General features: G+C 71.3%; 9 protein-coding genes. 6 read left to right on the top strand and 3 right to left on the bottom strand.

All coding sequences use genetic code 11. The annotated features are described in order from the left end of the window. Window positions 1-10: 10 nt before the first annotated feature. A complete protein-coding gene (locus tag OHS71_RS38005) occupies window positions 11-1,099 on the top strand; it encodes a glutamate--cysteine ligase 2 (RefSeq protein WP_328483867.1) in 1,089 nt (362 codons plus the stop codon). 67 nt (window positions 1,100-1,166) lie between these two features. Here OHS71_RS38005 and OHS71_RS38000 read toward each other — a convergent pair whose 3' ends face one another. Next, window positions 1,167-1,400: a DUF6480 family protein gene (locus OHS71_RS38000; RefSeq protein ID WP_328483866.1), complete on the bottom strand. Its 234-nt coding sequence runs from the start codon at window positions 1,398-1,400 to the stop codon at window positions 1,167-1,169. Between the two features lie 197 nt (window positions 1,401-1,597). On the opposite strand from OHS71_RS38000, the gene OHS71_RS37995 reads away from it, so the two are divergent. Both OHS71_RS37995 and OHS71_RS37990 read left to right on the top strand, forming a co-directional pair. Next, window positions 1,598-3,502: an AMP-dependent synthetase/ligase gene (locus OHS71_RS37995; RefSeq protein WP_328483865.1), complete on the top strand. Its 1,905-nt coding sequence runs from the start codon at window positions 1,598-1,600 to the stop codon at window positions 3,500-3,502. Between the two features lie 178 nt (window positions 3,503-3,680). After that, on the top strand, window positions 3,681-4,127 hold the full coding sequence (locus OHS71_RS37990; RefSeq protein WP_328483864.1) for an ATP-binding protein: 447 nt from the start codon (window positions 3,681-3,683) through the stop codon (window positions 4,125-4,127). A gap of 87 nt (window positions 4,128-4,214) precedes the next feature. On the opposite strand, the gene OHS71_RS37985 is transcribed toward OHS71_RS37990, so the two are convergent. Both OHS71_RS37985 and OHS71_RS37980 read right to left on the bottom strand, forming a co-directional pair. Beyond that, the gene (locus OHS71_RS37985) at window positions 4,215-4,673 is read right to left on the bottom strand and encodes an ATP-binding protein (RefSeq protein WP_328483863.1); all 459 of its coding nucleotides are present in this window, start codon (window positions 4,671-4,673) and stop codon (window positions 4,215-4,217) included. Further along, window positions 4,670-5,041 carry a PRC-barrel domain containing protein gene (locus OHS71_RS37980; RefSeq protein ID WP_328483862.1) on the bottom strand — a complete coding sequence of 124 codons (372 nt, stop codon included), beginning with the start codon at window positions 5,039-5,041 and terminating at the stop codon, window positions 4,670-4,672. Before OHS71_RS37980 ends, OHS71_RS37985 begins: the two co-directional genes overlap by 4 nt. A 200-nt stretch (window positions 5,042-5,241) precedes the next feature. On the opposite strand from OHS71_RS37980, the gene OHS71_RS37975 reads away from it, so the two are divergent. The 3 genes from OHS71_RS37975 (at window position 5,242) to OHS71_RS37965 (ending at window position 13,275) form a co-directional block, all read left to right on the top strand. Further along, complete coding sequence (locus OHS71_RS37975) at window positions 5,242-6,123, top strand: RNA polymerase sigma factor SigF (protein WP_328483861.1); 882 nt, start codon at window positions 5,242-5,244, stop codon at window positions 6,121-6,123. Window positions 6,124-6,425: 302 nt separating this feature from the next. Continuing rightward, the gene (locus tag OHS71_RS37970) at window positions 6,426-10,718 is read left to right on the top strand and encodes a HAMP domain-containing protein (protein ID WP_328483860.1); all 4,293 of its coding nucleotides are present in this window, start codon (window positions 6,426-6,428) and stop codon (window positions 10,716-10,718) included. A gap of 55 nt (window positions 10,719-10,773) precedes the next feature. Beyond that, window positions 10,774-13,275 carry a SpoIIE family protein phosphatase gene (locus OHS71_RS37965; protein WP_443047130.1) on the top strand — a complete coding sequence of 834 codons (2,502 nt, stop codon included), beginning with the start codon at window positions 10,774-10,776 and terminating at the stop codon, window positions 13,273-13,275. Window positions 13,276-13,397 lie beyond the last annotated feature (122 nt).

Genomic DNA, 13,397 nt, shown 5'->3' with positions numbered 1-13,397 from the left:
GCCACCGCCCGTGCGCACCGTCGGAGTGGAGGAAGAACTCCTCCTGGTCGACCCGGAGACCGGGGAGCCGCAGGCCCTGTCCGCCGCCGTCCTCGCCCGCGCCTCCCGGCGGGGGGCGGACGAGGACGTCTTCGAGAAGGAACTGCACAGCCAGATGCTCGAGTTCAACACCCACCCGCAGTCGGGCATGGACGAACTCGGCGCGGAGATCGTCCGCATACGCGGGGAGGCGGCCCAGCACGCGAAGGAGACGGGGTGTGCGGTGGCCGCGCTCGCCACCTCCCCGCTGCCGGTGCGCCCGGCCGTGAGCATGAACAGCCGCTACCAGTGGATGGCCGAGCAGTACGGCATCGCCACGCGTGAGCAGATGGTGTGCGGCTGCCATGTCCATGTTTCCGTCGACTCGGACGACGAGGGCGTCGCGGTCGTGGACCGGATCAGGCCCTGGCTGTCCGTGCTGACGGCGTTGAGCGCCAACTCGCCGTTCTGGCAGGGCGTGGAGACGGACTACAGCAGCTATCGCAGCCGGGTGTGGCAGCGCTGGCCTTCGGCGGGTCCGACGGAGCTGTTCGGCTCGGCCGACCGGTACCACCGGCGGGTCGCGGACATGGTGTCCACGGGCACGATCCTGGACGAGGGCATGGTCTACTTCGACGCCCGGCTGTCGGCGCGCTATCCGACCGTGGAGGTGCGGGTCGCCGACGTCTGTCTGCACGCGGACACCGCCGTGCTGATCGCCACGCTGGTCCGAGGGCTCGTCGAGACGGCCGCCCGCGACCGGCAGGCCGGCCGGGAGCCGTTGGACCACAGCGTGAGCCTGCTCCGGCTGGCCGGCTGGCGGGCCGCCCGCTCGGGGCTCACCGGGGACCTGCTGCACCCCGCGACCATGCGGCCCGCGCCCGCCGAGGCGGTCGTGAGGGCTCTGCTGGAGCATGTGCAGGCCGCGCTGGCGGACAGCGGCGACCTGGAGCGGGCCCGCGCGTCCTGCACCCGGCTGTTGCGGGACGGCAACGGTTCGGCGCTCCAGCGTGAGGTGTGGGAGCGCACGCACAGTCTGCGCGAGGTGGTCAGCGCCTGCGTGCAGCACACCCAGGCCTGAGGCCGCTCCGCGCGCCGCGCCGCCCGGTCGGAGCACGGGCTCGCGGTCAGGGCATGGGCCTCCCGGGTCAGAGCATCAGATCGATCGCGTACGCCAGGAAGAACGCGGCGCACAGCACGACGAGGACGATGATCACGGTGAGCGGGCCCTTGGCCCAGCCCTTGGACGGGTTGTGCGTCTCCCGGGGGCCGGCCCCGGGCATGCTGCTCTCCGCGGGCCGGGTCTCGCCCGGGGGGACGCCGCCGCCCGGTTCCAGTCCGGTGGTGCGTTCGGGTTCGGGGTCGGGATTGATATGGCTCATGCCCTCCGGGTCCCCCGGTCCGCCGGGCTTCACCGGCTGCGGGCGCCCGGAGTGCCGGGAGCCGGCGGGTGCAGATCATCAAGGCGGATTACTTATTCGTTCCAGGCCACAACCGGTCCGACCTGGGCTAGATTCGACCACCGTCGATGACAGTTCCCGTCGGCGGAGTCACAGCCCGTACACCTCAGGAGCAGCGCATGCGCGACTTCGCCCTCGCTCCCCCAGCCGTCACGCCCCTGACCGGAGGGCTCGCCGACACCGTTTTCGAGACAGCCGCCCGTACTCCCACCCTCCCCGTGCTCGCCCGCCGTCCGGCCCCCGCCTCCGCCGAGTGGGAGGAGGTGACGGCCGTGGAGCTGCGGGACGAGGTCGTCGACCTGGCGAAGGGGTTCGTGGCCTGTGGGATCTCGCCCGGCCACCGCGTCGCGATCATGGCGCGGACCCGGTACGAGTGGACGGTGGTCTGTCATGCGCTGTGGACCATAGGGGCCGAGGTCGTCCCGGTCTATCCGACGTCCTCGCGCGAGCAGGTCGAGTGGATCCTGCGGGACGCCAACTGTGTGGGCGTCCTCGTCGAGGACGAGCAGAGCGTCATGACCGTGGGATCGGTGTGCGCGGCCCTGCCCTCGCTGCGGCATGTATGGCAGCTGGACGCCGGAGCGTTCGAACAGCTCGCGCAGCGCGGTGAGCTGGTGCCGCTCACCACGGTGGACTCGCTGCGCCGGATCGTGCTGCCCGACTCCACCGCGGTGATCGCCTACACCTCCGGGACGTCCGGCCGGCCCCTGGGCTGCGCACTGAGCCATCGCAGCCTGGCCAGCCCCTGCGACACGCTCCTGGCCGGCTGGGGTCACACGGCGGCACCCGCCGGGCGGCCCGCGAGCGTCCTTGCCTTCCTGCCGTTCTCCCACGTGTACGGGCTGATGATCCAGGGGCTGTGTCTGCGCGGCGGCATCCTGATGGCGCACGAACCCGATCTCGGCGCGGAGGCGCTCGCGGAGTCGCTGCGCACCTTTCGTCCGACGTATCTGCACGCCGTGCCGTCGGTGTTCGAGAAGATCTACAAGAACTTCCTGCGGGCGGCCCAGGAGGCGGGTCGCGGCGCCCTCTTCGAGCGGGCGGCCGAGACGGCCCGGGACTTCGCGGCCGCCGTGGAACGGCAGCGGCTGGGCCGCGGCTCCGGGCCCGGCTTCGATCTGCGGCTCCAGCACGCCCTGTTCGAACGGACGGTGTACCGCAGACTCCGGGCGGCGCTGGGCGGCCGCGTCCACCGCGCCACCTCCGGTGGCTCCCCGCTCCACCGCGACCTGTCCCTGTTCTACGAGGGCATCGGCATCTACGTGCACGACGGGTACGGCCTGACCGAGACCAGTGGCGGGATCACCATGCAGCCGCTCGGCCGGGAGAAGTCGGGCACGGTCGGGCAGTCCCTGCCCGGCATGGACATCCGGGTGGCCGACGACGGGGAGATCCTGGTGCGCGGCCCGTCGGTGTTCCAGGGCTACGTCAACGACGACGCCGCGACGCGGGCCGCGCTGTGGGGCGGCTGGCTGGCCACGGGCGACCTCGGATATCTGGACTCGGACGGCTACCTCACCATCACCGGCCGCAAGAAGGACGTGATCATCACCAGCAGCGGCAAGAGTGTGGCGCCGGCCGCGCTGGAGCAGCGGTTGCGGATGCATCCGCTCGTCCACCAGGCCGTGGTCGTGGGCGACAACCGGCCCTGCGTGGGCGCGCTGATCACCCTGGACCCCGACTTCCTGGCCCACTGGCGCGGGAACCTGATGCTGCACGGCGACACCGACAGCCGGGAGGCCCGCGAGGAGAACGCCCTGCGGGAGGAGATCGGACGGGCGGTGGCCGCCGCCAACAGCGCGGTGTCGCGTTCGGAGTCGATCCGGGCGTTCCGCATCCTGCCGCAGCCGTTCGACCAGAGCAACGGCCTGCTGACCCCGTCGATGAAGCTGCGCCGGGACTCGATCGTGGCGCACTACGCGGCGGAGATCGAGGCGATGTACCAGGCCCGGGCGCGGCTGCCCCGGCAGAGCGCGCCGGAGGAGGTGCTCGGCTGGGACGACGCCGACGACGTGTTCCGGTGAGCGCCCGGCCGGGCCGGACGCGCCGCGGGGCCGGCCGGTGATCGGCCTGCCCGGGGCCGTATGCCGACGGAGACCGGACGCGTAGCCTGAGTGGCCTCGGGAACCCTGAAGGGGCGACGCCAGAGAGCCGTACGAGAAAGGACGACGGTCCTGCAAGCCGAGGGACCGCACTGACGACATGGCAACCGAGCCACGTGGTAACGACGCACTGTCCTCCGGGGCGATTCCCAGCCGCATGGCCCGCTTCGCGGGTGAACCACACGATGTGACAGGTGCCCGGCTGGCCACCGAGGAGTTCCTGCACGAACTGGCCCGGGCCGTGCCGCCCACGGCGCCGGAGTGCTGGCACGACATCGTGCTGATCGTGACGGAGCTCGCCGCCAACGCGGTCCAGTACGCGCCGGGCCCCTTCGACCTCGGCCTGCGCCCCACCTTCGACGGTGTGCACGTCACGCTCCACGACACCAACAGCACCCCGCCCACTCCGCGCCCGTTCCACCCCGACAGCGGGGGTGGCGGCATCGGCTGGTATCTGGTGCACACCCTGTGCAGTCAGGTCAGTGTGGTTCCGAACGAGGCCGGGCAGGGCGAGGGCAAGGACGTGCACGTCTTCCTGCCATGGTGAACGTGCCCGCCGGTGACCGGCGAAGAGGGACGTACGGCCCGGCCGGGATGGCCCGGCGGCCCGGTGACTGCCCCGTCCCCCGGTCCGTCAGGCCGGTCCGCCGGCCGTCCGGACCGGCAGGAACACGCTGATCGTCTTGCCGCCCGTGGGCAGCCTGTCGATGACGATCTGCCGCGCCAGCCGGACGATCAGGGGCCACCCGTATCCGCCCACACGGTGCCCTGCGGGCAGGTGCGCCGGCCCGCCCACCGGGGCGGGTGCCTCGTCGCGGTGGTCGCGCACGGCCAGCCGGATCCCGTCACGCACCGGCGTCATCTCGAACCCCGCCAGTCCCCCGCCGTGCCGCAACGCGTTCGTCACCAGTTCCGAGACGACCAGCAGCAGGTCGATGACATCCTCCTCCCGCGCCGGCCGGCCCACCCGGTTCCACCGGGCGTCCACCAGCGCGCGGGCCCGTGCCCGGGCCGCCGCGGCGGTCCTCACCGGTGTCCCCGGCGGTTCCGTCCTGGGCTCCGGCGGCGCGGGCGCGCGTTCCTCCTCTTTCACGCCGATGTCGTTCCCCGTCGGGTCAGCCGGCGGTAGTGGTCGCCCACGGCGGTGAGGTACGCCGGGTCCGTCGTCTCGCTGTCGGTGCGGAAACGGGGTGCGTCCTTGACCTGGTCCCCGGTGCAGACCAGGGACACCGTGCGGCCCGCGTGATCCACGGCCGTCACGACACCGGCCGGGACGACGGCGCTCCTGCCGAACAGCCACACGCCCGTGTCGACGACCAGGTGCCGCATCCCGTGGGGCTCCGCCTCGCGTTCCACATGTCCGAGGGTGCCGTCGGCCGTCAGGACGGCGTAGCCGGTCAGGTCCTGCCCCTCGGCGTACCCGCTGTCCGGCGTGAACGACCAGATTCCGTCGATGGTCACACTGCTCCCTTCTCGCGTTCCACAGCTGCGGCTACCCGGCTGCGGCGGCCGCACTCGGGGCGCGTCCGTCCGTTCCGGACCGAAAGAAGGGGGTACAGGTACCCGGGTGGAAAAGCTCATGCCGAACACCCGGCATGAGATGCGCGAGCCTGGGCAGGCGCAATTCATCATCGACCGGCTCGACGAACGGAGTGAGCGGCATGGATGCCGTGACGGCACAGGCACCGACGGCCACGGCAGTACGGGCGGGCATCGAGGACCCGCAGGGAGGGGTTCCGTTCATCGAGATGCCCACCCAGGTGAGCCCGAAGGACGCGCGGGAACTCTCGCGCCGCTTCTTCGACCGGCTCGCGATCGTGGAGGAGGGCACCCACGAGTACCAGTACGTGCGCAACACCCTGATCGAGATGAACCTGTCGCTGGTGCGCTACGCCGCCTCCCGCTTCCGCGGCCGGGGCGACTCGATGGAGGACATCGTCCAGGTCGGCACGATCGGTCTGATCAAGGCCATCGACCGCTTCGAGCTGACCCGCGAGGTCGAGTTCACCTCGTTCGCCGTGCCCTACATCGTCGGCGAGATCAAGCGCTTCTTCCGGGACACGAGCTGGGCCGTGCACGTCCCGCGCAGGCTCCAGGAGGCGCGGGTCGAACTGGCCAAGGCCACGGAGGAACTCCAGACGCGACTGGGGCGGATGCCCACCACGCGCGAGCTGTCGCAGCTGATGTCGCTGTCGGAGGAAGAGGTCATCGAGGCGCGCAAGGCGTCCAACTGCTACACCTCCGCCTCCCTCGACGCGGCCCTGACCTCCGACGGCGGCGCGGACGGCGAGTCGGTGCTGGCGGACTTCATCGGCGCCGAGGAGCCGGCGCTGGAGCTGGTCGAGGACTTCAACTCACTGGCACCGCTCATCGCCGAACTCGACGAGCGGGAGCGACTGATCATCCACCTGCGGTTCGTCGAGGAGCGGACCCAGGCGGAGATCGGCAAGGAGCTCGGCATCTCGCAGATGCATGTGTCCCGTCTGATCAGCCGCATGGTGCAGCGACTGCGGACCGGTCTGCTGGGATCCGAGGTCGCCTGACGGCCTCGATCACGGTGTGAAATGCCCGGGACGGCGACCCTGCCGTCCCGGGCGAAATCTGTTCAGGTACCCCGGTTCCGTTCGTGTATGCATGGTGTGCGCCTGCTGGAATTGCTGTGCGCGCAAAGTGACGTGATGCTTTGTTACGCCGCCCCTCCGTGGGTTAGCCTGCGGCGTCTTTCTCTCATCGCGCACATCCGTGAACTGCGGAAATGCACACACGACAGGCGGTGCCGTCCATCGGGGCGGCCCGGGTTCCGAGTCCCCGCCCGGGGGCTCCTGGGGAGCGGAACGAGGTTCGCATGACCAGCAACGCGACCGAGTCCTTGGACACGGTTCCGGGCGACCACGAGCTCAGGCAGCTCCTGGCCGGCCTGACGGCCGTCCGGGACGGGGACTTCGGTACCCGGCTGCCCACCGACGGCGACGGTCTGCTGGGCGATATCGCCACTGTCTTCAACGGCATGGTCGACCAGCTGTCCGTCTTCACCTCCGAGGTCACCCGGGTGGCCCGCGAGGTGGGCACCGAGGGCACTCTGGGCGGCCAGGCGGAGGTGCCGGGGGTCTCGGGGACCTGGGCCGACCTGACGGACTCCGTCAACGCCATGGCGGGCAACCTGACGACGCAGGTCCGGGACATCGCCCAGGTGGCGACGGCGGTGGCCAAGGGCGACCTCTCGCAGAAGATCGACGTGCCGGCCCGGGGCGAGATCCTCCAGCTGAAGGAGACCGTCAACACGATGGTCGACCAGCTGTCCGCCTTCGCCGACGAGGTCACCCGCGTCGCCCGCGAGGTCGGCAGTGAGGGGCAGCTCGGCGGACAGGCGCAGGTGCCGGGGGTCGCCGGCGTCTGGCGCGACCTCACGGATTCCGTGAACGGGATGGCGGGCAATCTGACCGGCCAGGTCCGCAACATCGCCCAGGTGACGACGGCCGTCGCGCAGGGCGACCTCAGCCAGAAGATCACCGTCGACGCCCGCGGCGAGATCCTCGAACTCAAGAACACCATCAACACGATGGTCGACCAGCTCTCCGCCTTCGCCGACGAGGTCACCCGCGTCGCCCGCGAGGTCGGCACGGAAGGACGCCTCGGCGGCCAGGCCGACGTCAAGGGCGTCAAGGGAACCTGGCGGGACCTCACCGACTCGGTGAACTTCATGGCGGGCAACCTCACCTCGCAGGTCCGCAAGATCGCCCAGGTGGCGACGGCCGTCGCGCAGGGCGACCTCTCCCAGAAGATCACCGTCGACGCCCGCGGCGAGATCCTCGAACTCAAGAACACGCTCAACACGATGGTCGACCAGCTGTCCGCCTTCGCCGACGAGGTCACCCGCGTCGCCCGCGAGGTCGGCACCGCCGGAAACCTCGGCGGACAGGCCCAGGTCCGGGGCGTCTCGGGCACCTGGAAGGACCTCACGGACAACGTCAACGTGATGGCGTCCAACCTGACCGGCCAGGTGCGTTCGATCGCCCAGGTCGCCACCGCCGTGGCCCGGGGCGACCTCTCGCAGAAGATCACGGTCGAGGCCAAGGGTGAGGTCGCGGCCCTGGCGGACGTCATCAACACCATGGTCGACACGCTCTCCGCCTTCGCCGACGAGGTCACCCGCGTCGCCCGCGAGGTCGGCACCGAAGGACGCCTCGGCGGCCAGGCGCAGGTACCGAACGTGGCCGGCACCTGGAAGGACCTCACCGACAACGTCAACTCGATGGCCAACAACCTCACCGGGCAGGTCCGCAACATCGCGCTGGTGACGACCGCGGTGGCCAAGGGCGACCTCTCCAAGAAGATCGACGTGGACGCCCGCGGCGAGATCCTCGAACTCAAGACGACCATCAACACGATGGTCGACCAGCTGTCCGCCTTCGCCGACGAGGTCACCCGCGTCGCCCGCGAGGTCGGCACCGAAGGACGCCTCGGCGGCCAGGCCGAGGTGGAGGGCGTCTCGGGGACCTGGAAGCGCCTCACGGAGAACGTCAACGAGCTGGCCGGTAACCTGACCCGGCAGGTGCGCGCGATCGCCGAGGTGACGAGCGCCGTCGCGGAGGGCGACCTGACCCGCTCGATCACCGTGGTGGCCTCCGGCGAGGTCGCCGACCTCAAGGACAACATCAACTCGATGGTGGAGTCCCTGCGCGAGACGACCCGGGCCAACCAGGAGCAGGACTGGCTCAAGACCAACCTGGCGCGTATCTCCGGCCTGATGCAGGGCCACCGCGACCTGCCCGTGGTCGCCGAGCTGATCATGGACGAGCTGGTGCCGCTGGTGTCGGCGCAGTTCGGCGCCTTCCACCTCGCCGAGGACGGTGTGAACGGCCCGGAGCTGCGGCTCGTGGGCGCCTACGGCTACCCGGCCGACGAGGACCGCCCCACCCGCATCCCGTTCGGGCGTTCGCTGGTCGGCCAGGCCGCGCGCAGCCGCCGTACGATCACCGTCGACGAGCTGCCGGCCGGCTACGTCACCATCTCCTCGGGCCTCGGGCAGGTGGAACCCACCGCCCTGGTCCTGCTGCCCATCGTCTTCGAGGGGCAGGTGCTCGGCGTCATCGAGCTCGCGTCCGTCACCGCGTTCACCCAGATCCACCTGGACTTCCTGGAGCAGCTGCGGGTGACCATCGGCGTCAACGTGAACACCATCGTGGCGAACGCCCGCACGGACGAACTGCTCGACGAGTCCCAGCGGCTGACGGCCGAACTCCAGGCCCGGTCCGCTGAGTTGCAGACGCAGCAGGAGGAGCTCCAGCACTCCAACGCCGAGCTGGAGGAGAAGGCCTCGCTGCTGGTGGCGCAGAACCGCGACATCGAGGCGAAGAACCTCCAGATCGAACAGGCCCGGCAGGAACTGGAGGCACGGGCGCAGCAGTTGTCCCTGGCCTCGAAGTACAAGTCTGAGTTCCTGGCCAACATGAGCCACGAGCTGCGCACGCCGCTCAACAGCCTGTTGATCCTGGCCCAGTTGCTGGCCCAGAACCCGTCGCGCAACCTCACGCCGAAGCAGGTGGAGTACGCGGGCATCATCCACTCGGCCGGTTCGGACCTGCTCCAGCTGATCAACGACATCCTGGACCTGTCCAAGGTCGAGGCGGGCAAGATGGACGTCTCTCCGGAGCGGGTCTCGCTGCGGCAGCTCATCGAGTACGTCGAGGCCACGTTCCGGCCGATGACATCGCAGAAGAGCCTCGAGTTCACCATCGACACGGCCGCCGGCGCCCCCGCCGACCTGCTGACCGACGACTCCCGGCTGCGTCAGGTGCTGCGCAACCTGCTGTCCAACGCGGTGAAGTTCACCGAGCAGGGCAGTGTGGAGCTGCGGATCGAGCCCGCCTCCGACGACGAGGTGCCCAACGGCGTGGTCCGCGGCGGCACCGTGGTGGCGTTCCGGGTGAAGGACACCGGCATCGGCATCCCGGAGCAGCAGCTGGAGACCATCTTCGGGGCCTTCCAGCAGGCGGACGGCACGACCAGCCGCAAGTACGGCGGCACCGGCCTCGGTCTGTCCATCACCCGCGAGATCGCGCATCTGCTCGGCGGCGCGGTCACCGTGGACAGCACGCCCGGACGGGGCAGCACGTTCACGCTCTACCTGCCGGTCGCGCGGCGGGACTTCCAGGACGTCGTCGAGGGCGCCCGGCCGGTGGAGCGCGTCCTCGGCGGCACGCCTTCGGCGCTCCCCGTCGGCTCGCCCGGTGTGCCCGTGGGTCCCGGCGGCACGGCCGGGCAGCGTCCGCGCCGCCTGCTGGTGGTCGAGGAGCGGCCCCGGGGTCTGCTGACCCTGGTCGCCGAGAGCGTCGTGGCGGACATGGCGCGGGGCCGGGACGACGGCACGGCGGCGCCGGTCGACATCGTCACCGCCGTCGGGGCGCACGAGGCGGCGGGCGCGCTGGCCGCGGAGCCCTGCCACTGCGTCGTCCTGGAACTGGGGATGCCGGACGCCGAGGCGTCCCGGTTCCTGGAGGCCCTGCACGACGACTCCGTGCTGACGGGCGTGCCGGTGCTCGTGCACAGCGGGCACCGCGCCGACCTCGCCCAGGAGGAGAGCCTCCAGTCCCGGGCGGCGGGCAAGCCGATGGAGTTCCTGTCCAGCCTGGACGAGCTGCGCGAGCGCATCACCCTGCATCTCTCCGCCGAGCAGCCGGGGGACGTCCTCGCGCTGGTCCGGCCGGAGGATCCCCAGCAGGTGGCGCCCCACCCCGTGGCTCCCAACCCCGCCGACGACGCCGTCGTGGGGCGGACGGTCCTGGTGGTCGACGACGACGCGCGCAACCTGTTCGCGCTCAGCGGCATCCTGGAGCTGCACGGCATCCGTGTCCTGCACGCAGAGAACGGACGCGTGGGCATCGACACGCTGCGCAACAACCCGGACATCGCGATGGTCCTGATGGACGTGATGATGCCCGAGATGGACGGGTACACGGCCACGGCCGAGATCCGCCGCATGTCCGAGTACGCGAACCTGCCCATCGTCGCGGTGACCGCGAAGGCGATGCCCGGGGACCGAGAGAAAAGCCTCGCCTCGGGCGCGAGCGACTACGTGACCAAGCCCGTCGACACCCATGACCTGATGTCCTGCGTCCGGCGCTGGCTGACCGTCTGAGGACGTCCGCACCGCCCGAGCCACCAGGCGTCCACAGTCGAGGAGTCCGCACACCGTGACCATTCCCACTCAGCCGAAGGAACCCGGCGACGACCGGGCCCTGTCCGTACCGGCCGCGTCCGCCGCGGCCCCGGCCACCACGACGCTGGAGGCCGACGTCGTCCCGTCGGCCGGGAAGTCCGAGGAAGCCGTGAGCCCGAGCGATCCGGACGGTGTCGCTGCGGCCTCGCCCGTGGGGCGGCTGGCCGCCACGGTGGACCGGCTGCGCCGGGAGGTCATGGCGGCCCAGGTGGAGGCCGACGGGCGCGCCCTGGTCGAGCTCGCCAAGGGGATTCTGGTGGAGCGCCTCGGCTGTGGTCCGAGCGAGGCCGCCCAGCAGCTCTCGGAGCTGGCCGGGCAGGCCGGCCTGAGTCCGCTGGAGTTCGCGGTGGACGTCATCAACCAGGCGGCCAAGGACCGGGTGTCCGAGGTGACGGAGGCCTTCCTGGCGGCCGTCACCAGGGCGGACGATCCCTCGGAGCAGTCGGCGGCCGTGCGGCTGCGGGCCGCCGAGAGCGGGGCGCTGGCGGCGGCGCACGACACCCAGGCGGTCGCCGACTCCCTGCTCCAGCACGCGCTGGGGCCGCTGGGCGCGGTCGCCGTGGCGATCTGGGCGGCGGGCCCCGACGGCTCACTGACCCTCGCCGGCAGTGCGGGCTTCTCCCCCGGGGAGGCCGAGCGCTGGCGGTACGTCCCGCCGGAGGTGGCCACGGTGGCACGCGGCGCTCTCACCGAGGGCACCACCCAGTGGTTCGAGTCGCTGTCCCTGATCGGGCTGCCCACCATGGGCCGTCAGATGCATCCGGACGGTGGCCGGGCGGCCGTGCCCGCCGGGCACGCCGGGCGCGTGAACGGGATCCTGGAGATCGCCTGGCCGGCGCCGCTGGCCCAGCAGCCGCCCGCGGTGGTGCGCCAGGTGGAGGCGCTGGCGGAGCTGTGCGCCCACACGCTCCAGGCGTACGCGCACGTCAAGGGCCCGGCCCAGGAGACGCCGGTGCTGCTGCCCGACGTGTCGGAGCTGATGGACCTGACGGACGGTCTGCACGACCCGGCCCTCGTCCTGGTGCCGCACGTCGACACGGCGGGAAAGCTGGTGGACTTCCGCATCCAGCACGTCAACAACCGCTTCCTCGACCCGGCGGGCCGCCCGCGCGCCGTGGTCAACGGGGCCTTGCTGCTCGAGGCCTATCCGATGACCGCCGGCGGCGGTGACCTCTTCCAGCGGATCGAGCGCGTGCACGCCACCGGCGAGCCGTTCCGGGCGCGTCGTATGAGTCTGACGGCGCTGGTCGGCGAGGTGCCGCTGGCCGCGGTCGCGGACGTCAGCATCAGCCGGCACGGGAGTTGTGTGCTGTTGATCTGGCGCATCGAGGACGAGGCGGCGCGGCTGGCGAGTCTGTTGCAGAACGCCCAGCGCCTCGGCCGTATCGGCGGTTTCGAGGAGGACCTCCTCACCGGCGAGACCACATGGAACGGGCAGCTGTTCACCCTGTACGGGCGCCCTGAGTCGAGCCCTCCGGTCCCGCTGGAGGACCTGGCGGCGCACACCCATCCCGACGACGCGGTCGTCGTGGGGCGCCTGCTGCGCACGCTGCTGCACCGCCGCCGTCCGGCGTCCGCCGCGTTCCGGCTTCAGCGGCCGGACGGGGTGACCCGGCACATGCGGATCGTCGCCGAGCCGGTGCTCGACACCGACGACCGGCTGGTCGCCGTGCGCGGCGCCTACCAGGACATCTCCGCGCAGCACTGGACGGAGGTGGCGCTCGCGGCCACCCGCGACCAGCTGGCCCAGAGCGAGCAGCACGCCAGTGAGCGCAGCAGGCTGGCGCTCCAGCTCCAGCACGCCATCATGCCGCCGGCCTGGGCGCCCCTGGAGGCTCCCGGTCTCCAGGTGGCGGTGCGCTACCGGCCTGCCGAGGAGGAGCATCTGGTGGGGGGTGACTGGTACGACGCCGTCGTGCTGCCCTCCGGACTGGTGATGCTGTGCGTGGGTGATGTGGCCGGGCACGGCATCGAGGCGGCGACCAGCATGGTGGTGCTGCGCAACGCGCTGCGCGGACTGGCCGTGACCGGCGCGGGGCCCGGCCAGCTGCTGTCCTGGCTCAACATCGTCGCCCACCATCTGACGGGTTCCATCACGGCCACGGCGGTGTGCGGTCTGTACGACCCCGCCCGGCACACCCTGCGCTGGGCCCGGGCGGGCCATCTGCCGCCGGTGCTGGTGCGCGACGCCCAGGCGGCGCCGCTGCCCCTGCTGAGGGGGATGCTGCTGGGCGCCGTACCGGAGACGGTGTACGAGGAGGAGGAGGTCCAGCTGGCCGCCGAGGACACGCTGCTCATGTACACCGACGGGCTGATCGAGCGGCGTGACCGGTCCGTGGAGGAGTCGCTGACCCAGTTGCTGGTGCAGGCGCGCACGGTGCCGCCGACGCTCGACCAGCAGCTGGACCGCCTGCTCACCTACAGCAGGTCGGACACGGACGACGACACCTGCATCGTGGGCATCCGCGTGCACTGAGTCACCGGACCGCCCGCCGTGCGTCCGGCGTGCATGGGAGAGAGCATCGGGGGTATCCGCCTGTCCGCGACACCAGGCCGGGGATCAGCAGACGGTGGGAAGGGCAGGGCACGCGGAACATG

It is taken from the genome of Streptomyces sp. NBC_00377 (genome assembly GCF_036075115.1).
Taxonomy (GTDB): Bacteria; Actinomycetota; Actinomycetes; order Streptomycetales; family Streptomycetaceae; genus Streptomyces.
The sequence above is the reverse complement of the archived record's forward strand: the minus strand, read 5'-3'. Positions and strand labels throughout refer to the sequence as shown.

Coding starts and splice junctions, on each gene's coding strand:
- OHS71_RS38000 (WP_328483866.1), bottom strand. CDS start 1,400: ATGAGCCATATCAATCCCGACCCCGAACCCGAACGCACCACCGGACTG.
- OHS71_RS37995 (WP_328483865.1), top strand. CDS start 1,598: ATGCGCGACTTCGCCCTCGCTCCCCCAGCCGTCACGCCCCTGACCGGA.
- OHS71_RS37990 (WP_328483864.1), top strand. CDS start 3,681: ATGGCAACCGAGCCACGTGGTAACGACGCACTGTCCTCCGGGGCGATT.
- OHS71_RS37975 (WP_328483861.1), top strand. CDS start 5,242: ATGGATGCCGTGACGGCACAGGCACCGACGGCCACGGCAGTACGGGCG.
- OHS71_RS37970 (WP_328483860.1), top strand. CDS start 6,426: ATGACCAGCAACGCGACCGAGTCCTTGGACACGGTTCCGGGCGACCAC.